A 19,485-nucleotide genomic window follows, 5' to 3' on the forward strand; every position below is an offset into this window, starting at 1 on the left:
CTGCCGTCGACGGGGTTGAGGAGGATCGGCGCAGGATCCTCGGCTAAGGACGAAACGACCGTTTCTTGACGACCATCGCGGATGGACGGTGGGGAGGTGAACACCGGGACGGACCGTGTCGAGAACACGTTCAACAACCCCGTCCTGGTCCGCGACCTGCGGTCCCGCCAGGTCGGGTTCCACTAGCTGCGCGAACGCATCGACACCACCACCCCCGGCGGGCGCCTGGTGTTCCACGTCTTCGCCGCCCTGGCCGAGTTCATCCGCGAACTCATCGTCGAGGGCACCCGCGATGGCCTGGCGGCCGCCCGAAGCCGAGGTGGCGTAGTGGACCAGCTCGTGGCCGGCGTGGAGCGCCGGGCTCCACAGCGAAGGGCCCCGCCAGCGGGGCCCTTCGTCGAGGGTCAGTCGCAGCAGTCGCAGCCGGGTTGGCAGCCACAGGTGTCGCCTTCGGGTTCGGCGGCGTCGCGGTCGACCAGGACGGCAGCGGGTGCGCAGCAGTTGTCGCCTTTCCAGGCTTGGATGCCTTCCTTGACGGCGACGCCGGCGATGACCAGGGCGGCGAGGGGATCGGCCCATGACCAGCCGAACAGGGAGTTGACCGCCAGGCCCACGAGCAGGACAGCCGACAGGTAGGTGCACAGCAGGGTCTGCTTGGAGTCGGCGACCGCGCTGGTGGAGCCGAGTTCGCGGCCGGCGCGGCGTTGCGCCCACGACAGGAACGGCATCACCATCAGCGACACCGCGGCGAGGGTGAGGCCGATGGAGGAGTGGTCGGCCTCGGCGCCTCCGATGAACGCGCGCACCGACTCGGCGGTGACGTAGGCGGCCAGGGCGAAGAAGGAGACGGCGATGATGCGCAGCGCGACCTTCTCGCGGGCCTCACGCTTGGCGTGGTCGCGGGCGGAGAACTGCCAGGCGACCGCGGCGGCCGAGGACACCTCGATGACCGAGTCGAGCCCGAAACCGATCAGGGCCGTCGAGGAGGCCATGGTCCCGGCGGTGATGGCCACGATCGCCTCGATCACGTTGTAGGTGATCGTCGCGGCGACGAACCAACGGATCCGCTTGGTCAGCACGTTCCGGCGCTCAGGTGGGGGCCCGGCCGGACGCGGGGTCAGCGAGATCGGGGTGGCCATCAGCAGCAGCCCTTCTCATCGGCGTCGACGCACTCAACATCGGTGGCCACGGCCACCACGGCAGTGCGCAGGTCGTCGAGGGCGTGGCCGAGACGTGCGTCGGCCAGCTCGTAGCGCATCCGCCGTCCCTCCGGGACGGCCACGACCAGGCCGCAGTCGCGCAGACAGGTCAGGTGGTTCGACAACCGGGTCCGGGAGATGCCGAGCAGGTCGGCCAGGTCGGAGGGGTAGGCGGGCGCCTGGCGGATCGCGACGAGGATCTGAGCGCGGATCGGGTCGGCCAAAGCTCGCCCGAAGCGGGTGAGCGCGTCGAGCTCGGAGGCGAGAGTCAACACCCGACCGACAGTACATGAAAGCCTGAATTCAGGAAACGATGTACCGGCGGGTGGGGTCGTGTTCGGCGTATGCTTCACTGCAACATATGCACGATTCACTATATGAGTGGTGGGTGGCATGACCGCCGCCACCCTGCGCCCGGCCGCGCCCGGTGTCGCCGCCCTGCCGTTCCTGCTGCCCTTCGCCGTCTACGTCCTGCACACCCTCGAGGAGCTCCAGGGCTTCGCCGAGTGGGCCACCCGCCACTTCGGGCCCGAGACCACCGGCAACTTCGCGGGCTACCACATCCCGCTGATGCTGCTGGTGCTGCTGGCATCCTGGCGCGCCACCAAGTCCAGGCCCGGCGGGGGCTGGATCGTGGCCGCCACGGCCCTCCAGTGGCAGTTCGCGGTCAACGCGCTGTTCCACCTGACCACGTGGATCGCTCTCGGTGAGTACTCACCCGGCGCGGTCACCGCCGCCGTGGTGTCCCTGCCGGCCACCGCGTTCTACCTGTCCTGGATTCGCCGCCACCGATACATCACCGGCCGCCAAACCCTCCTGGCCATCGCCGCCGGCACCCTCATCGCCGCCCTGGCCATCGGATTCCTCTTCCTGTGACCAAGCGGCGACCGCGGGCCAGGCCGGCCCGCGGTCGCCGCCCAGTCCCCTGCCGGTGACAGCGGGGTTCAGGTGTCGTCTGGGGTGTCGGGGTCGCGCGGGGTTCGCAAGTTCGCGCCGGCCGCCGGTGGGGTGAAGGCGTAGCGGCCGAGGAAGTTGATGTGGGCGTATCCCAGTGGGGACAGCCGGGCCACCTCGGGCCGAGTGCCCCGAGCTGGTCTTCTTGGCCTTCGCGGTAGGCCTGGCGCAGTTCGCCTTGCTGCCCGTGGAAGACCTTGCGGGCCTGGGAGTGGCGGGATTCGCCGATGTTGAGCTGGCGGGTGACCACGCGGCGGTAGCTGGTCTCGACGGGGTCGATGAAGGCCAGCATGTGCAGGGTCTTGGCGATGCGCCCGTACTCGGCGAAGGCCTGCCCCAGCGCCGATGCGTGGCCGTCGCGGCCGAGCATCCGCAGCAGGTCGTAGGCGCGTACCTGGTTGGTGACCAGGGAACCGGCAACCCGCAGCATGTCGGGCCAGTGCGCGCGGATCTTGCCCAAGTTGACGGTGTTGCCGGCGATGGTGTTGACCGGCCCGTAGTCGCCTTCGGGGCGCGCGGCGGGGGTGGTGCTCCAGAACCGCTGGTCACCGACGTAGGCGATCCTCGGGGAGAAGCGGTAGCCGAGGAGCCGGAACAGGCCGAAGACGATGTCGGAGCACGAGGCGGTGTCGGTGGCGACCATCTCCGGCTCGGGCCCGGCGTCGAGGTTGAGGAGGGCGTCGAGGATGTTCAAGGAGTCACGCATGGCACCCGGCACGACCACCGCACCGATCCCGGCCACCTGGTCATTGACGCATGAGCAGGGCGTTGGCCGCGGCGTGGGTGTCGGCGCGCAGGGAGTTCTGGTCCACATGCGACAGCCGTCCCCGGGTCAGCGCCGGGTTGCCCGGCGCGATGACCGGGGTCAGGCCGACCTTGCAGGCCTCGGCGATCAGCAGCGCGGCGATCGAGATGGGCAGGTCGTCGACACGCTCAGGCGTGTAGCCTGGTCAGCACGCACATCACGTACGCGTCGCGGTCGGCGGCACCCGGCGGGAGGTCGGGGTGGGCGAACACTGCCCGCCGCCAGCTCTTCGTGCCGACAAGGTCGGCGTCGACGTCGTCGGCCGACAGCGGCTTGAGGTTCACCCGCCGACGGGCCAGGTCCGGCGCCGCACCTCGTGCGGCACGTTCGCTCCGGCCGGGGTCGCCTGCAACGGCACGGCCTGGGCGAGGAGTTCCAGAAACGGGCGGACCACGCCGTAGCGGCCGGCGAGGAGCTGCCGGGTCACCGCGTCAGCGGCGTCATCGTCGGGTACGAGCTCGGCGACCACGGCCGTCGCGGCCGCCACCGCCGCACGCGGGACGGCCTCCTCGATCGCCGACCACGCCGCGGCCACGTCCAGGGCGCCGGCTTCGTCGGCCTCGGGGGCCTCCAGCACCCCGATCACCGCTCCGGCCGCCTTCGCCAACTGCCGGGAGGCCTTCTCCAGCTTCGGCAACGACGCCAGCCGCTCGGCGGCCGACGCACGGCGCGCGGCGTTGATCAGCCGGTGGGCCATGAGCGTGTCGAACAAGTCCAGCGCGTCATCGACCGCCGCGGCCTCCAAGTGCCGCACCGCCGCCAGCAGCGTCGCCGTGCGGCGAGGCTCGGCCAGCGCCGCGATCGCCGGAGCCTTCGCCGACAACCCGTACCGGGCCAGCGCCGAACCCGGTTGGCCGGCACCCCCTGGATCTGCGCCGAGCGCGCACCGACCGGCAGTGCCTTGGTCACCCGGCCCAGCGCAGCGTTCATCGCCTTCCCCGACGCCTGCTGCGGAGACTGCCGCAGCAACTCCAGGCCGCTGGCACGCTGCCCCTCCGGCACCGGCAACAGCGAGCGGAGGCGCCCGGGAAGTTCGGCGTCGGCGCTCATCGCGGCCTCGGCCAGGGTGCGGTGCATCCGGTCAGTCGCCGCCGCCCGCGCCCCGGCGACCTGCCGCGCCAGGACACTCACCCCCGGCAGCAGCACCCGGCCCCGCCGCAGCCACGCCACCGCCTGCTCGAACAACGTGCCTCCTTCATGGAGGCGGGCGCTCGAATTCCAGGATCGCGACGATGTGATCAAACCAGACCGCGGGTGCGCCGACTGCGACTGGTCTGAATGGGCGCGCGGACTGGACTGGGATCACGTGAAGCCCGGTAAGTCCAAAAACGTCTCGCAGTTGATCTCGGATGGTCGTCCGTGGACAGAGATCGAGGCCGAGACGGCACCTTGCGAGGTCGTATGCGCGAACTGTCACCTCATCCGCACTCGCGAGCGGCGTCACGCCAGCGCCCCGTCGCGCCCCTCATTCCCTACATCCCCGTCGTCACCGTGAGCGTCGTCCACAGTCCGACGTGCACGCGGTCACCGACGTTGAGCTGCTGTGGCTGGTGCCGCACGAGCGCCTGCTGCGAGTCGTTGACGAAGGTCCCGTTGGAGGAGCCGACGTCGACGATCGCCCAGGTCCCGTCGGGCTGGGCGAGGAACAGCGCGTGGGCGTGGGAGACGGCGGCGTCGGTCGGCGGCCCGGACAGGTCGATGTCGGGGTTGATGCCCTTGGACGCGCTGCGCCTGCCGAGCAGGAGCTGCGGCCCGTGCAGCCGGAAGAAGCGCTGTGGCACGTAGGCGGGGAACTGCATGGTGTTCGGGTCGAGGTCGTTCATTCGGCAGATGCGCTCGAAGTAGGCGCGGTCGGCGTCGGCGATGAGCTGCCAGGGACCGGGGCCGTGCACCTGCGGCGGGGGCTGCTGTTGCTGCTGCGGGAAGGCCGCGGCGAAGGGGTCGGCGGGTTGGGCCGACGGCGTCGCGAAGGCCGGGGGCGCTTCGGGCGGCGGCGGGAACGCCTGCACCGGGCCGCTGTCGGGCGCGGGCGGAAAACCTTGGGCGGGTCCGTTCTGCGGTGCCGGAGGCGGGTAGCCCTGGCCGCCGTCATGGGCGGGAGCCGGCGGCGGGAACGGGGCCGGGACCGGACCGGGCGGCGGCGCGCCGCCCTGCGAGAACGGGTCGAACGGCTGGTTGGGCGCCTGCTGCGGCACGGGACCCGACGGGACCGCCGGCGCCACTCCGGGACCCCAGCCGCACGCCTCGCAGAAGCGGTCGAGCAGCGGCTCGCCGCACTCGGGGCACGGCTGCGCCTCGGGCGCGAACCAGCCGGCCGGCTGCGGGGCGCCCTGGGGCTGCGGCATCACCGAGAACTGCGTGGTGGCGTTCATGGGAGCGCCACACTCGTCGCAGAAGTCGGCGGTGTTGGAGTTGTGTCCTGCGGGGCAGGTCGGCATGTGCTGTTACTCCCGGCTCGCTGCGGTCACACGTCGGGTTCGGCCGGCCGGCCGGTCTCGGTACCGTCCTCGTCCGCGGCGCGTCTCCTGAGCGCCACGGTGGTGGTGGACCGGACTCCGGCGATCTCGGCGTCGATGCTCTTGGCGTCTGATTTGAGCCGTACGGTACCCGTCGTAGCGTCGTCGATCTCGACGAGCGCGCCGAGGGCGGACAGAGCCTGGGTGTGCTCGGACTCGGTGGCGAGCGCGACGGCGCGGCCGAGCTTCTCGGTGGCGAGCTCGCGTTCGTCGTTCTTGAACGCGGCGACTCCCTGGAGGATGGCGGTGGCCAGTTCCTCCTGGCCGGTGTAGTGCGCGACGCGGGCGTTGATCTCGGTGAAGAGGGTGCTCTCCTCGGTCCACTCGACGGTGACCGTCTGCTCGGCCAGCGCGGTGTCGCCGACGAGGATCTTGACGCGGGTCGCCAGCCGGGCCGCCTCGCCGATCTCGCCGGCGGGGATCTCGAGGCAGAGGTGGAAGTCGCGGCTCTCACCGGGTCCCCAGGCGCCGATGGGGTAGTCGGCGGTGCGGGCGTTGACCGCGGCGGCGCGTTCGGTGAGGTCCTCGATCTTGGGGTTGACCTGTTTGACGAGTTTGACCGAGGAGCCGGCCGGTGACCAGACGCGCAGGGAGGCGTTGCCGACGGTCTTGCCCATGGCGGTCTCGGTCATGGCGCGGAAGTCGTCGGCCAGTCCGGTGGGGTCGACGAGTCCCTCGACGGTGCCGAGCAGGGCCGAGGAGATCTTGAGCAGGACCTCGTGCTTCCACTGCTGGCCGACGCCGCGGCAGTCGCAGGTGAAGCCGGTACCGCAGAGGACGAGGATCTCGCTGAGCTCCTGCGGTGTCTCGTGGAGGTCATCGCCGTCGGTGAGGAGAATGGCGTGCTTGACCTCGGCGTCGACGGTGGCCAGGACCTGGTTGGCCAGTCGCAGCCAGCTGCCGATGGCGGTGCCGCCGAAGGCCTCAAGGCGCCCGACTGCCGCTTTGGCCGCGGCGCGGGTCTTCTTGTCGGCGATGACGGTGGCGACTTCCTGCGGGTAGGCCATCCACGCCTTGTCGGTCCCGGCGACCACGGCGAAAGGCGTGCCGTCGCGCAGCGTGTCGATGGCGGTGTTGACCGCCCGGCGGGCCTCGATGATCTTCTGCCCGATCATGGATCCCGAGCAGTCGAGCATGATGACCTGGGCCATGCTCGCGGCCGGTCCCGGGGCCGGCGTCCCCGGAGCGCCGGGTTCGCCTTCAGGGGTTGAGACGGTCACGATCGCGTCGACGACGCGGGCACCGGCCGCCAGGAAGTGGTTGTAGTCCACTTCGAGCTGGAAGTTCGGTGCCTGGTTCATCATCGTGCTCCATCCTCGACGGGGGGATACGCCAGTACGGCGACGCTGACGTTGTCGACGCCGCCGGCGTCGATGGCGCGCTGGGTGAGCGCCTGCGCGGTGGCGGCGGGGGTGCCCATGGGCGTGGCGGCGAGGTCGGCGGGCTGCGGCAGGTAGCGCGAGAGTCCGTCGCTGCACACGATGATGAGGCCGGGGCCGGGCGGCGTGAAGGTCTCGATGTGCGGGTCGAGAGTGGGGGAGTCGGCGCCGAGCCAGTGGTCGAGCGCGTAGGCGTGCTTGGCCTGGTAGCGGACGTCGTCCGCGGACACGCCCTGCGCGGCGAGGCGCCCGGCGAGGCAGTCGTCGACGGTCAGGCAGCCGATGGACTCCGCGCCCCACCAGTAGATGCGGGAGTCGCCGACCCAGCTGATGGTCACCTCGGTTGCGGTGACGATCGCCGACACGTAGGTGCAGGCCGGCGGGTTGGACTCGTAGTTGACCCCGACCGACGCGGCGGCCGACGCCGCCTCGGTGAGGCCTGCGTGGGCGGCCGAACCCGGCGGCTTGCCGGAGGCGAGTTCGTCGAGAACTACGCGGATGCCGGTCTCGGTGGCGGCCAGGGCGGCGTCGTCGGACTGGGTGGCCGACGCGACGCCGTCGCAGATCACCGCGACGGTGGTGAGACCGAAGCGCCCGACGGCGAGGGCGTCCTCGTTGCGTTTGCGGCGGGGACCGCGGTCGGTGCAGCCGGCGACGGGGCCGAGGTCGATGGCCGAGCGGATCGAGTTGGGGGAGCGGCGCTGCCCGCAGTGGACGCAGAAGCCGTCGGCGGTGTGCTCGGGCCGACCGCACTGGAGGCAGGCCGACAGGTGGGCCGCGGTGGATCGCCACATCGGCGCGGGAGCGGCGTCGCCGGGAGACTCCATGGGAGGCATGGCTTCGAGGGCCTCACCACATCGCTCGCACCACTGCGCGGCGTCCTCCGCGGTCAGGTCGCAGGCCGGGCAGTGCATCATCGTCGCTGTCACGTCCAGGTCCTCGGTCGGATTCGGTTGGCGCGGTCGACCAGGGCGGTTCGCCGGCCCTGGTCGGCACAGGTCCGTGCCTGGTCACGGTAGGAATGTTCCAGGCCGAAGCGCAGTCCGCGTTCGTCGACGGGCCAACCTAGCAACTGCGCGCCACCGGGCGAGCGCCCGGCGGCCTTGACGTATTCGAGGGCACGGTGCAGGATCTCGGCGGCCACGACGGCGCGGCGCTCGTCGAGGTCGAGCTGTTCGAGACGGGCGGCCGCGGCGCGCAGGCGCTCGACGGTGAGGTTCGGCGCGGGCGTGGACAGCTGGATGCGGATCGCGGCCACCTGGGCGGTGGTGTGCTGCGCCGAGCTGTGCGGGACGTCGTCGAGGACGGCGACGGCCGCGTCGCGCTGGTCGCGCCGGGTCAGCAGCCTGGCCAGGCCGAAGGCGGCGCTGACGTAGGCGTGGTCGGTGGTCCAGACCTTGGTGTAGTGGCGTTCGGCGGTGCCGAGGTCGCCGGCCCACTCGGCCGCGGCGGCCAGCGCCAGCTTGGGCGACAGCTCGCCGGGCAGTTCGCTGTAGACCCGGTCGAAGGCCTCGCGGGCGGCTTGCGGGTTGCCCGCGCGCATCGCGTTCATGCCGCGGTACCAGTCGGTGCGCCAGTCGTCCTGCTCGTCGCGCGCGTAGGCGTCGAGTTCGCGGGCGGCGACCTCGACGCGGCCGGCCTCGATGAGTTCGAGGATCAGCCGCAACCGGACCTCGGGACTGCGGACCGGCGCGGCGGTGAGGGCGGCGATCCGCTCCTCGGGGGTCGTGGCGGTGAGGGTCGCCAGGAAACCGGCGCCGGGGTCGCTGGAGTCGACCTGCGGAATCGGCAGCGCGGGCACCACCTGGGTGAAGTCCACGCGCGTCGAGACGCCTTGCGCGGGCTCGATCCCGCTCGCCTCCACATTCGTCACGCGGCCGATCTCGACGCCGAAACTGCGTCGGGTGGGCGTGAACCACGTCGACAGCGACGGATGGGGCGTGCCCAGTTCCGCCGACCGGGTCTCGCGCAGCACACCGAGCAGCTGCTCGCGCATGTCCTCGGCCGAGGCGAAGCGGTGGAACGGATCTGCGGCCGTCGCGCGCAGCAGGAGCCGGTGGAACGACTCGCTCTCGGTGAACAGCCGCACCTCGGACGGGTCGGGCAGCGAGTGCCGGTAGTGCTTGGTGAAGCCGTGGAAGTCGAAGGCGAGGACCGCGAGCGACCGCGCGATCGTGTACAGGTCGCTGGCGATCGACGGACCGCGCTCGCCGATCTCGGGGGCGTGGTAGCCGGGGGTGCCGTAGATCGGGCTGAGCGTGTCGTCGATGCGGCGGACGGCGCCGAGGTCGATGAGTTTGAGCTGCTGCCCGACGTGGATGACGTTGTCGGGCTTGAAGTCGCAGTAGAGCAGGCCGTTGTCGTGCAGGTAGCCCAGCGCCGGGAGGATCTCGGCACCGTAGGCGAGGACCTGCGACAGGGGGAGAGGCACGTGCTGGCCACGGTCGTTGCGGAAGTCGCGGCGCAGGTCGCGCAGGGACTGCCCGGCGGCGTACTCCATGACGATGTAGTTGAGCGGGTCCCCGGTGACCGGGTCGGCGTGGCGGGTGAAGTCGAAGATCTCCACGATCGCGGCGTGGTCGATGCCCACCAGGAAGCGCTTCTCGGCGATGGCGACGGCCATGGCCTCGGGGTCGGTGGTGTTGATCAGGCCCTTGAGGACGACCCAGCGGTCGGAGACGTCGTCGCTGACGTGCCGGTCGCGGGCCAGGTAGATCCAGCCGAGGCCGCCGTGGGCGAGGGCGCCGAGGACTTCGTAGCGGTCGTTGACGACGTCGCCCGAGCGCAGGCTCGGCACGAAGGAGAAGGGCGTGCGGCAGTGCGGGCAGAAGCCCTCGGTACGGCCGGGCTTGTTGTCGCGGCCGCGTCCGACCTGCTTCTCGCACTTGTGGCAGAAGCGGTGGGCCTCGGGGACGACCGGGTTGTCGGGGATGACGTCGGCGGGGTTGCGCGGTGCGACCCACGGGATCTCGATCTCGCGGCTGCCCGACCGGGTGCTGCGGGTTCCCCGGGTGCGGGTGCTCATCGAGCCGGTCATGGCGGCGGTGATGGGCGCGCTGAACGGCCGGCTCGGGACGCTGGTGACCGCGGTCGGCGCGTTGGTCGCCGCCGTCGGGGCGTAGGCGTTCGCCGGTACGGGAGAGGGCGCGCCACCGCCGGGTCTGGCCCGGCCGCACTCGTTGCAGTAACCGTCGGCCTCGTAGGCACCACGGCAACCTGGGTGGACGCATGGGTTCATCCCGACTCCTCCGTCGCGAGCAGCGCCTGCTGGAAGTCCCGGACCGCCCGGGTCGCCGCGCGCAGGTCACACGGCGCCGTCCACAACAGGGCGCGGGCGTTCTCATAACGACTGGTGATCTCGGCGCTCTCGGCGGCGCCGGTCCGGCCGGCCTTCATCTGGTAGGCCTTGAGGCGACCGCGTAGTTCGGCGCGGCGCTCCATCAGCGCCGTCGCGGTCTCGGTGATCGCCGCGGCGGCCTCGCGGGCACCGGCCACGTCGCGGTCGATCTCGTCGAGCCGCTGCGCGAGCAGCCGCCAGCGTCCCGACGCCGACAGCCGGCGTAGGTCGCCGAGGCGCTGCCGCAGTGCTGCGGCCCGGGCGTTGAGGGGCGGGATGCGGACCTGGGCGATCTTGACCTCGACGACAGAGGTGATCTCGGCCGCCTCCTTCTCGGCGGCGGCGAGTTCGGCGATGGCCGTGCGGCGCGAAAGGAGACGCTCGGGAAGCCCGGTGCGCAGGGTGTCGAGTTCGGCGAGGGCCGCCAGGACGGGCGTGACGCGTTCGGCGAACTCGTCGAGCCGGCCGCCGACGCTCGGGTCGAGCGGGTCGGCCAGGGCACCGCCGCGCAGGGCGGTGAGCTCGCGTTCGAGGGCGGCGAGGCCGTCGGGGTCGCCCGGTTCGCCGTTGAGGTCGAGGAGTTCGCTGAGGCGTTCGGCGTCGTCGACGGCGGCGGTGAGCGAGGCGAGGCGGTCGGCCACCGCGGCGCAGGCGGCGTCGACGCGTGTGTAGAGGGCCTTGAGCGCGGCGACGGAGGCGTTCATGCGCTTGGTGAGATCGGGCAGCGAGATCCGCTCGGCGACCTCGCCGCCGGAGTCGCTGGGGCGCAGCCCGTCGGCGCCGAGGGAGACCACGTCCTCGCGCAGGAGCATGGTCAGTTCGCTGTGTTCGGGCTCGGCCAGGCGGGTGCGCCGGGAGCGCAGCTCCTTGCCCCGGTCGACGACCGCGCCGAGTGCGCCGAACTGCGACCACAGCGCCGCCAGCCTGGTGCCCGACTCCGTGGCGGCGTCGCGGGTGAAGCCGGTCAGCTCGACGTCGCGGAGGTAGGAGTGGGCGCCGGCGTTGTCGAGGGCGTAGAGCTCCTCGGCGAGCCTGCGGTGGGTCAGGTCGTGCTGCCGCAGTTCGGTGTCGATCTCGTCGGGCGTCATCGCCGGGCCGCCGCTCATGGCTACTGGTACTTGGCGGCCGGAGGGGACGCCGAGCCCAGGAGGCTCTGGAGGGAGTTCCCCGAACGGTCCGCGGCCTGGTAGAGCTGATCCCATCGGCCGCTGCCGCGCAGGTCCTCCAGTACGGCGTTGACGTACTCGACGAGGTCGCGGCGCTCGGAGTTGATGGCGATCCCGTAGGGCTCCTCGCTCAGCGACGTGGTGCTCAGCTTCACCTGCGCGTCCTGCGCGGCGAAGCCGGCGAGGATGGCGTTGTCGGTGGAGATCGCGTCGACGGTGCCCTGCTGGAGCATCACCAGGCAGTCGGTCCACTCCGGCACGGCGACGGGGGTGGCCGCCGAGTCGGCGATGTTGCGGATCGAGGTGCTGCCGGTCGCCGCGCAGACCCGCTCACCGGCCAGTTCGGCGAGGGTCTCGACGACCTTGTGGTCGCCGTAGACGGCGATCTGCTGGTGTGCGCGGAAGTACTCCGAGGAGAAGGCCACGTCCTGCCAGCGCGCGCAGTTCATGGTCATCGTGCGCACGACCATGTCGACCTCGCCCTCCTGTACGAAGGGGACGCGCTGGTCGGAACTGATCGCCTTGAACTGGACCTTGACGCTGCCGAAGATCGCCTTCGAGATCTCCTTGGCGATCTCGACGTCGAACCCGGACAGGTCGTTGGTGCTGGGATCGCGGTAGCCGAAGAGGTAGGTGTTCTGGTCGACGCCGACCTTGAGCACGTCGTTGGCCCTGATCTGCGCCATCGACGAGCCGGGAGCGATGTTGAGGCCGTTGGCGGGCCGGTAGCTCGCGGTGGGGTCGCCGCAGTCGGGCTGCTCGCTGACCTCGGGCAGTTCGGCCGGGTCCTGCACGCCCACCGGCATGGGCGGTGCGGCCTCGCCGAGCGGCAGCTCGGGAGCGGTGTCGGCCGCGCAGGCCGCCGTGGTGGCGAGGACGCCGCAGGCGACGGCGACGGCGAGGATCCGCCGGATCCGCTGAGGGGTCTTCATCGGTACTCCGCAATCCGTCGCTGCAATCCGTTGGCGCTGCCGGCGAGGCACACGACCGCCAGGAGGCCGACACCGATACCGGCGCCGGTGAGCGCGTTCGACGCCGCCTTGGTCTCGGCGCGGAAGTGGTCGCCGGCCGACTGGATCGCCTGGGCGAGCAGGTCGTCGAGTTGGCGCGACAGCTTGGCCGCGCCGCCCTCGTCGGTGCTCAGGGCGAGTTCGACGGCCTTGGTGTACTCGCCGCGCTGGTCGTCGCCGCGCAGGGTCGTGTGGACCTCCTGCCAGGCCTGTGCCGTGGCCAGCGCCTGGTCGAGGACGGGGGTGAGCTCGGGGTCGGTGTTGGCCTCGCGCGCCTTGGCGAGCGGTCCGGAGCCGCCGTCGAGGAGGATCCCCATCTGCGTGACGAACACCGCCTCGTAGTCGGCGGCGCTCTTGCCGCCGCGTGCGATGAGGGTGACCGACTCGGCCGAACGCGCCTGGAGGGCGGCGATGCGCGCCTCGGCGAGGCGCTCGATCTGCGCACTGCCGCTCTCGCGGCCGGAGTCGATGTGTCCCGCCGCGAGGAAGGAGGCCACACCCAGCCAGCCCAGTACGAGCACCATCGCGACGGTGGAGGCCAGCAGGCCCACGTTGAAGACGCGGTTGGTGCGCTTGGTCAGGTCGATCTGGGTGAAGGCGAGGACGCCGAGGGTCAGCAGGATGAAGGCCAGCGCGATCCACGGCAGCGTGGCCGCGGAGTCCTGCGTCTCGGCCAGCTGCGAGCCGGCGGTGTCCTGGAGCTCCTGGGCGGCCGGCAGGAGCCGGTCGCGCATCAGGCCGGAGGCCTCGCGCAGGTAGGCCGCGCCGACCGGGAGGCCCTGCTGGTTGTAGGTGCGGGCGTTCTCGATCAGGCCCGTGTAGACCGGCAGGTCGGCCGACAGGCGCGCGACGGCGTCGGCGCCGGCCTGCGTGGTGATGCTCGCCGCGGCGGTCGCCAGCTGGATCGAGGCGCGGTTGATGTCCTCGTCGTAGCGGTCGCGCAACTCGGGAGACTCCACACCGCCGGCGAGGAACGCGCTGGTGGCGGTCGCGTCGGCGTCCGACAGCGACTGGTAGACCTCCAGCGCGGCGAGACCGAGGCGGCCGCTGCCGTCCGATACACCGTCGATGAGGTCGTCGCGGCTGACCACGTCGGCGACACCGGCGACGCCGGAGGCCAGCGCGAGGAACGCCAGGACGGCCATCAGCAGCGTCAGGCGGCCGGGCGTGCTCCCGGTGCGGTTGAGCAGCCGCGAGGCCTTCGGGCGAACGGCCGACGGTGACCCACCGCGTTGCCGGGGGATGTCCACAGTGGAGTTGCCTGACTGGTGAGAACTGAGCGGAGCCATGGTGTTACCCGTTGTCCCCGTTGGCATTCCACCCTCCAAGCCGCCTTGTGATTACCAATAAGACCATGGCGTTCAAGATAATGTCCATCACCAAACGGTCTCGACAAGGAGTCGGTTGCACCTCGCCCCGGACTCTTTGACGGACAATGAACACACCCGAAGTCGATTGTCGGTACATCACATGTGAGATAACGTCAGGTTGTGACTGACGATTACCGCCGACGCATCGGCAAACTCATCCGGGACTCCCGGCAGCACCGAGGCTGGACCCAGACCCAGCTCGCCGACGCGCTCGCCACCAGCCAGAGCGCCGTCAACCGCATGGAACGCGGTCAGCAGAACCTCAGTCTGGAGATGCTCGCCCGTATCGGCGAGGCCCTCGACAGTGAGATCGTCTCCCTCGGCACGTCCGGCCCGATGCACCTGCGCGTCGTCGGCGGCAACCCCCTCTCCGGCTCCATCGACGTCAAGTCGAGCAAGAACGCCGGTGTGGCGCTGCTGTGCGCCAGCCTCCTCAACCGGGGCCGCACCGTGCTGCGCAAGGTCGCACGCATCGAGGAGGTCAACCGCATCCTCGAAGTGCTCGGCAGCATCGGCGTCAAGACCCGCTGGCTCAACGCCGACAACGACCTCGAGATCATGCGTCCCGAGCTGCTCGACCTCGACGCCATCGACGAGCACGCCGCCCGCCGCACCCGCAGCGTGCTGATGTTCCTCGGCCCGCTCATGCACTCCGAGGACAACTTCGAGCTGCCCTACGCCGGCGGCTGCGACCTCGGCGCGCGCACCGTCGAGCCGCACATGATCGCGCTGCGGCCCTTCGGCCTGTCCGTGAAGGCCACCGCCGGCAGTTATCACGCCACCGTCGACGGGCGAACCGCGCCGGCCCGCCCGATCGTGCTGACCGAACGCGGTGACACCGTCACCGAGAACGCCCTGCTGGCCGCCGCCGGAGCCGACGGGGTAACCGTCATCCGCAACGCCAGCCCCAACTACATGGTCCAGGACCTCTGCGTCTTCCTGACCCGGCTCGGCGTGCGCATCGACGGCATCGGGACCACCACCCTGACCGTCCACGGCCGCACCGCCATCTCCGCCGATGTCGACTACGCCCCCTCTGAGGACCCCATCGAGGCGATGAGCCTGCTCACCGCCGCGATCGTCACCGGGTCGGAGATCACCGTCCGGCGCGCCCCGATCGAGTTCCTGGAGATCGAACTGGCGCTCCTGGAGGAGATGGGCCTCGACTACAGCCGCACCGAGGAGTACCAGGCCGCCAACGGCCACACCCGGCTGGTCGACATCACCGTGCGGCCCTCGGTCCTGCACTCGCCGATCGACAAGATCCACCCGATGCCGTTCCCCGGCCTCAACATCGACAACCTGCCGTTCTTCGCCGCCATCGCGGCCTCCGCGCATGGCGCGACCATGATCCACGACTGGGTCTACGACAAGCGCGCCATCTACCTCACCGAACTGACCAAGCTCGGCGCCCGCGTCCAGCTCGCCGACCCCCACCGCGTCTACGTCGAGGGACCGACGCGCTGGTCGGCCGCCGAGGTCATCTGCCCGCCGGCGCTGCGCCCCGCGGTGGTCATCCTCATCGCGATGCTCGCCGCGAAGGGCACCTCGGTGCTGCGCAACGTCTACGTCATCAACCGCGGCTACGAGGACCTCGCCAACCGGCTGAACCAGCTGGGCGCGCAGATCGAGATCTTCCGCGACATCTGATCCGCTCCGCCCGCACGCCCGCCGTCACAGCGTGCGTGCGGGCGTCGCGGCTCAGTCGAAGACGATCGCCCGGAACCGGTCGCGCACGGCCTTGATCGGCGGCTTCTCGCGCCCGAATACGACCCGGTTGCTCAGCAGTACCGCCCACCGTTGCCGCTTCGGGCTCACCCACATGCCCGTCCCGGTGAACCCGAGGTGCATCCACACGTCGTCGGCGATCTCGGTGTCCGGCGCGGGGAACCAGAACAGCCCTCGCGCGGGTTCGAGCTCGCCGGTGTGCACCTGGAGCGATTCCCCGATCCACGCCGATCCGAAGCCGGCGCCGTCGTCGGGGCGCAGCAGATGGCGGAGGAAGACGCCGAGGTCGCCGAGGGTCGAGAAGACCCCGGAGATCCCGCAGGCGCCGTCGAACAGTCGCGTCGAGAAGTCGTGGACGAGGCCTTTGCGCCGGATCCCGCTGTCCTCGTCGAACTCCGTCGGCGCGCAACGCGCCCGCAGGACCTCGGGCACCGGGCCGAACCAGGTCTCCTTCATTCCCAGCGCGTCCCACACCCAGCGGCGGCTCTGCGCGCTCAGCGACTCGCCGGACAGCCGCTCGGCGAGGATCCCGAGGATGAAGGAGGCGCGGTCGGTGTACTTGACGACCGTCCCCGGCGGGCAGTGCAGGTCGGCGGCGAGCACTCCGGCGACGATGGCCGCCGGGTCGGTGCCGTAGTTGGCACGGAATCCCGCGTGGTGCGGCATCCCGGCGATGTGCCCGAGCAGCTGCCGGACGGTCACCGGGGCCAGGGGGCGGCCGGCGACTTCGGGCAGATGCGCGTCCAGGCGGTCGTCGAGGGCGAGGAGGCCGCGCTCCCACAGCCGGCCGACCGCCGTCCACACGACCAGCACCTTGGTCAGGCTGGCCATGTCGAAGATGGTGTCGGCGGCCATCGGCACGTCCGGCTCATCGGGGTCGAGAACCCCGCGCGACCCGAAGGCGGTGAGCCCGCCGGCGTCCCCGACGCCCCACACGGCACCGGGGAACACCCGGTCCTCGATGCCTTGGTCGAGTAGTCGCGTGATGAGGTCAGGGCTCATGCCGACCGAGGCTACCGGGGCCTACGCGGTGACCGCGTCGAGCCGTTCGTGGTCCCTGTCGACGGCTTCGAGGCCGCGCATGTGCCCGCGCCGGAGGTAGAGGACGCCGATGGCGACGACGCAGCAGGCGGCGCCGAGGTAGTACGGCACGCTGACGTCGATCTCCTCGCCGAGCTTGCTGGCGATGTAGGGCGCGAGGGCGGCGCCGAGCCAGCGGACGAAGTTGTACCCGGCCGAGGCGATCGCGCGCGGGGAGTCGCTGACCTCCATGGCCGCCTCGGTGAAGACGGTGTTGTTCACGCCGATGGCGAGCCCGCTGAGGATGGTGAACACGACGATCCCGTTGTGGCCGGACAGGGCGATGCCGAGCTGGCAGACGACGAGGAAGCCCAGTCCGACGTACATGGTGCCGACCGAGCCGAGCCTGCGCTGGAGCAGTGGAGCGGCGAAGACGGAACTGACGGCCACCAGGACGCCCCAGCCGAAGAAGACCGCGCCGATCCCGTAGGCGCTCATCCCGAGGATGAACGGCGTGAAGGACAGCACCGTGAAGAACGCGAAGTTGTAGAACAGCGCGGTGACGGCGGTGGTCGACAGGCCGCCGTGCGCGAGCGCGCGCAGCGGGTCGCTCAGGCGTGCCTTGACCTTCGGTCCGCTTTCGGTTCTCAGCAGCGTGGCGATGAGGATGAAGCCCACGGCCATGAGCGCGGCGGTCCCGAAGAAGGGGTAGCGCCAGTGCCAGTCGCCGAGGAGGGCGCCGAGCAGGGGGCCGGCCGAGATGCCCAGGCCGAGGGCGGCCTCGTAGAGGAGGATCGCCGACTCCGCGCCGCCGCTGGCCGCGCCGACGATGACGGCGAGTGCGGTGGCGACGAACATCGCGTTGCCCAGGCCCCAGCCGGCCCGGAAGCCCACGAGCTGGGCGACGCTGTCGGAGGTTCCCGACAGTGAGGCGAACAAGACGACCAGCGCCAGACCGGCCAGCAGCGTCTTCTTCGCCCCGATGCGGCTCGACACCCAGCCGGTCAGCAGCATGGCGACGGCGGTGACCGCGAAGTAGCTGGTGAACAGCAGCGACACCTGACTCGGCGTCGCGTCGAGGCCCTTGGCGATCGAGGGGAGGATCGGGTCGACCAGGCCGATGCCCATGAAGGCGATGACGGCGGCGAAGGCCGTCGCCCACACGGCGGCGGGCTGCTTGAGGATGGCGCGGGTGGCCGCCCCTTCGGGGGCGTGGCTACTCATCGGTCGGGGCTCCTTTGATCATGCGGGACAGTGCCGGAACGGCCGCGGCGATCGCGGCGCGGTCGTGGGGGGAGAGGCGGGCCAGGCGCTCGGCCAGGTAGTCGATGCGATGGGCGCGGCCGGCGCTCAGCGCTTCGCGGCCCTCGTCGGTGAGGGCGACGGTGACGACGCGGGCGTCCGAGCCGTCCCGGCCGCGCACCGCGAGGCCGTCGCGTTCGAGGCGGTTGACCTGGACGGTCATGGTCGGCATCCGCACACCGTGCTCCTCGGCGAGGTCGCTCATCCGCCGCGGACCGGTGAGCAGCGAGCCGAGTACCGACAGCTGAGGCGCGGTGACCGGCTGTTCGGCGCCGACGCGGCGCAGCATGAGCACCATGTCGCGCATGAGGCCGTTGACCTCGCCTGCGAGGACGGCCGGTGTTTCGTCGGTCATCGAGACTCCCGGGTGGCGGGCGGGCAGATACTTAGCCTGACTAAGTTAGCTTGGCTAAGCATATACCCGCCCGGCGGGTCCCGCGCAAGTCCGCGAACCTGTCGCACCTCGGCGCTACCCTCCGGCCATGACCGCCAGAATCGTCAACGTCACCGTGAACACCACCGACCCCCGCGCGCTCGCCGAGTGGTGGACGAAGGCCCTGGGCGGTGAGATCATCGCCGAGCACGGCGACTTCGTCTTCGCCTCCGCCGGCCCGGTCGGCCTCGGCTTCCAGCGGGTCGACGAGCGCCCGGCGAGCTCCGCGATGCACCTCGACCTGGGCTGCGAGGACCGCGCCGCCGAAGTGGCCCGCCTCACCGCGCTGGGCGCCGAGCACGTCGCCGACCACGAGGTCCCCGGTGTGACCTGGACGATCATGCGCGACCCCGACGGCAATCTCTTCTGCGTCTCCGAGGGCCACTGACCGTTCCGCCGGTCACAGTGTCGGCATCCTTGTTGCCACAAGGGACCCCGCAGGAGTAGGACAGGGGGTTGACACCTCGAACCCACGTGCCCGGAGGCGCTGGCGATGACCACCATCCTGGTGACCGGTGGGACCGGACTTCTCGGCCGGTCACTACTGGACAGGCTCAAACCGACCGGAGCGCGGTTGCGCGCCCTGAGCCGGCAGGATCGACCCGACGCCGACGGCGTCACCTGGCGCGTCTGCGACCTGCACTCCGGCGCCGGGCTCGCCGAGGCCCTCGACGGTGTCGACGTCATCGTCCACTGCGCCTCCGAACCCGAGGTGCCCGGCGCCGACGTCGAGACGACCCGCACCCTCATCGACGCCGCGGTCGAGGCCGCGACACCGCACTTCGTCTACATCTCCATCGTCGGCATCGACGACATCCCCTACCGCTACTACAAGGACAAGCGCTGCTGCGAGCGCATGATCCGCGAGTCGGGGCTGCCCTGGACGACCCTGCGGACCACCCAGTTCCACCAGTTCGTCGCCTCGCTGGTCGACCGGGTCGCCAAACTCCCGACGCCGATCATGCTCGTCCCCAAGGGCACCTGCCAGCCCGTCGACGTCGACGACGTCGCCTCCCGCCTCGCCGAGCTCGCCCAGGGCTCGCCCGCCGGCCGGGTCGACGACCTCGGCGGTCCGCAGATCTTCAGCCTCGCCCGTGTCGTGCGCGACGAGATGCGCCGACGCGGCTCCCACCGGCCGGTCGTCTCGACCTGGTTCCCGGGCAAGATGGGCGCCGCGATCGCCGCCGGGCACTTCACCACTCCGGCCCATGCCGGAGGCACCGTGACGTGGGGTCAGTACGTCGGGGACAACCGCGCCCTATGATC

The 19,485-nt window shown here is 71.0% G+C and carries 18 protein-coding genes and 2 pseudogenes; 5 read left to right on the forward strand and 15 right to left on the reverse strand.

Features of this window, described 5'->3' with window-relative positions; translation table 11 throughout:
* Nucleotides 1-156: 156 nt before the first annotated feature.
* A pseudogene (locus AB0I28_RS03615) lies at nt 157-321 on the forward strand (recombinase family protein); the annotation flags it as partial.
* Between the two features lie 83 nt (nt 322-404).
* Here AB0I28_RS03615 and AB0I28_RS03620 read toward each other — a convergent pair.
* Together AB0I28_RS03620 and AB0I28_RS03625 are read right to left on the reverse strand one after the other, a co-directional pair.
* The gene (locus AB0I28_RS03620; RefSeq protein ID WP_357489112.1) at nt 405-1,139 is read right to left on the reverse strand and encodes a cation transporter; all 735 of its coding nucleotides are present in this window, start codon (nt 1,137-1,139) and stop codon (nt 405-407) included.
* On the reverse strand, nt 1,139-1,474 hold the full coding sequence (locus tag AB0I28_RS03625) for a metalloregulator ArsR/SmtB family transcription factor (protein ID WP_357489113.1): 336 nt from the start codon (nt 1,472-1,474) through the stop codon (nt 1,139-1,141). The genes AB0I28_RS03620 and AB0I28_RS03625 overlap by 1 nt, the downstream gene beginning before the upstream one ends.
* A gap of 118 nt (nt 1,475-1,592) precedes the next feature.
* Between AB0I28_RS03625 and AB0I28_RS03630 the strand changes: the two genes are divergently transcribed.
* Nucleotides 1,593-2,075: an HXXEE domain-containing protein gene (locus AB0I28_RS03630; RefSeq protein ID WP_357489114.1), complete on the forward strand. Its 483-nt coding sequence runs from the start codon at nt 1,593-1,595 to the stop codon at nt 2,073-2,075.
* A 68-nt stretch (nt 2,076-2,143) separates the two neighbouring features.
* On the opposite strand, the pseudogene AB0I28_RS03635 reads toward AB0I28_RS03630, so the two are convergent.
* The 10 genes and pseudogenes from AB0I28_RS03635 to AB0I28_RS03680 form a co-directional block, all read right to left on the reverse strand.
* Nucleotides 2,144-3,085, reverse strand: a pseudogene (locus AB0I28_RS03635) (Tn3 family transposase); the annotation flags it as partial.
* Between the two features lies 1 nt (nt 3,086).
* Nucleotides 3,087-3,242 (reverse strand): hypothetical protein, encoded by a 156-nt coding sequence (locus AB0I28_RS03640; protein ID WP_357489115.1) that lies wholly within the window; start codon nt 3,240-3,242, stop codon nt 3,087-3,089.
* Nucleotides 3,239-3,781, reverse strand: a complete 543-nt coding sequence (locus AB0I28_RS03645) for a hypothetical protein (RefSeq protein WP_357489116.1) — start codon at nt 3,779-3,781, stop codon at nt 3,239-3,241. The genes AB0I28_RS03640 and AB0I28_RS03645 overlap by 4 nt, the downstream gene beginning before the upstream one ends.
* 649 nt (nt 3,782-4,430) lie before the next feature.
* Complete coding sequence (locus tag AB0I28_RS03650) at nt 4,431-5,330, reverse strand: FHA domain-containing protein (protein WP_357489117.1); 900 nt, start codon at nt 5,328-5,330, stop codon at nt 4,431-4,433.
* Nucleotides 5,331-5,422: 92 nt separating this feature from the next.
* Nucleotides 5,423-6,775 carry a VWA domain-containing protein gene (locus AB0I28_RS03655; protein ID WP_357489118.1) on the reverse strand — a complete coding sequence of 451 codons (1,353 nt, stop codon included), beginning with the start codon at nt 6,773-6,775 and terminating at the stop codon, nt 5,423-5,425.
* Nucleotides 6,775-7,782: a protein phosphatase 2C domain-containing protein gene (locus tag AB0I28_RS03660; protein WP_357489119.1), complete on the reverse strand. Its 1,008-nt coding sequence runs from the start codon at nt 7,780-7,782 to the stop codon at nt 6,775-6,777. The genes AB0I28_RS03655 and AB0I28_RS03660 overlap by 1 nt, the downstream gene beginning before the upstream one ends.
* On the reverse strand, nt 7,779-10,091 hold the full coding sequence (locus AB0I28_RS03665; RefSeq protein WP_357489120.1) for a tetratricopeptide repeat protein: 2,313 nt from the start codon (nt 10,089-10,091) through the stop codon (nt 7,779-7,781). Before AB0I28_RS03665 ends, AB0I28_RS03660 begins: the two co-directional genes overlap by 4 nt.
* The gene (locus AB0I28_RS03670) at nt 10,088-11,296 is read right to left on the reverse strand and encodes a hypothetical protein (RefSeq protein WP_357489121.1); all 1,209 of its coding nucleotides are present in this window, start codon (nt 11,294-11,296) and stop codon (nt 10,088-10,090) included. The genes AB0I28_RS03665 and AB0I28_RS03670 overlap by 4 nt, the downstream gene beginning before the upstream one ends.
* 2 nt (nt 11,297-11,298) lie before the next feature.
* Entirely contained in the window at nt 11,299-12,288 is a 990-nt protein-coding gene (locus tag AB0I28_RS03675) for a glutamate ABC transporter substrate-binding protein (RefSeq protein WP_357489122.1), read from the reverse strand.
* Nucleotides 12,285-13,682, reverse strand: a complete 1,398-nt coding sequence (locus AB0I28_RS03680; RefSeq protein ID WP_357489123.1) for a hypothetical protein — start codon at nt 13,680-13,682, stop codon at nt 12,285-12,287. The genes AB0I28_RS03675 and AB0I28_RS03680 overlap by 4 nt, the downstream gene beginning before the upstream one ends.
* 174 nt (nt 13,683-13,856) lie before the next feature.
* On the opposite strand from AB0I28_RS03680, the gene AB0I28_RS03685 reads away from it, so the two are divergent.
* Complete coding sequence (locus AB0I28_RS03685; RefSeq protein WP_357489124.1) at nt 13,857-15,386, forward strand: UDP-N-acetylglucosamine 1-carboxyvinyltransferase; 1,530 nt, start codon at nt 13,857-13,859, stop codon at nt 15,384-15,386.
* Nucleotides 15,387-15,437: 51 nt separating this feature from the next.
* Here the strand turns inward: AB0I28_RS03685 and AB0I28_RS03690 are convergent, their stop codons facing one another.
* Genes AB0I28_RS03690 through AB0I28_RS03700 form a run of 3 tightly spaced genes read right to left on the reverse strand, consistent with a single transcriptional unit; the run spans nt 15,438 to nt 18,141 of the window.
* Nucleotides 15,438-16,466: a serine hydrolase domain-containing protein gene (locus AB0I28_RS03690; RefSeq protein ID WP_357489125.1), complete on the reverse strand. Its 1,029-nt coding sequence runs from the start codon at nt 16,464-16,466 to the stop codon at nt 15,438-15,440.
* 21 nt (nt 16,467-16,487) lie between these two features.
* Nucleotides 16,488-17,708, reverse strand: coding sequence for an MFS transporter (locus tag AB0I28_RS03695; protein ID WP_357489126.1), 1,221 nt, complete (start codon nt 17,706-17,708; stop codon nt 16,488-16,490).
* A complete protein-coding gene (locus tag AB0I28_RS03700; RefSeq protein ID WP_357489127.1) occupies nt 17,701-18,141 on the reverse strand; it encodes a MarR family transcriptional regulator in 441 nt (146 codons plus the stop codon). The genes AB0I28_RS03695 and AB0I28_RS03700 overlap by 8 nt, the downstream gene beginning before the upstream one ends.
* 127 nt (nt 18,142-18,268) lie before the next feature.
* Here AB0I28_RS03700 and AB0I28_RS03705 point away from each other — a divergent pair, with 127 nt between their 5' ends.
* Complete coding sequence (locus AB0I28_RS03705; protein ID WP_357489128.1) at nt 18,269-18,607, forward strand: VOC family protein; 339 nt, start codon at nt 18,269-18,271, stop codon at nt 18,605-18,607.
* 105 nt (nt 18,608-18,712) lie between these two features.
* Complete coding sequence (locus AB0I28_RS03710) at nt 18,713-19,483, forward strand: SDR family oxidoreductase (protein WP_357489129.1); 771 nt, start codon at nt 18,713-18,715, stop codon at nt 19,481-19,483.
* The last annotated feature ends 2 nt before the right edge of the window (nt 19,484-19,485 follow it).

The organism is Phytomonospora sp. NPDC050363 (genome assembly GCF_040655735.1).
In the GTDB taxonomy this organism is placed as follows: Bacteria; Actinomycetota; Actinomycetes; order Mycobacteriales; family Micromonosporaceae; genus Phytomonospora.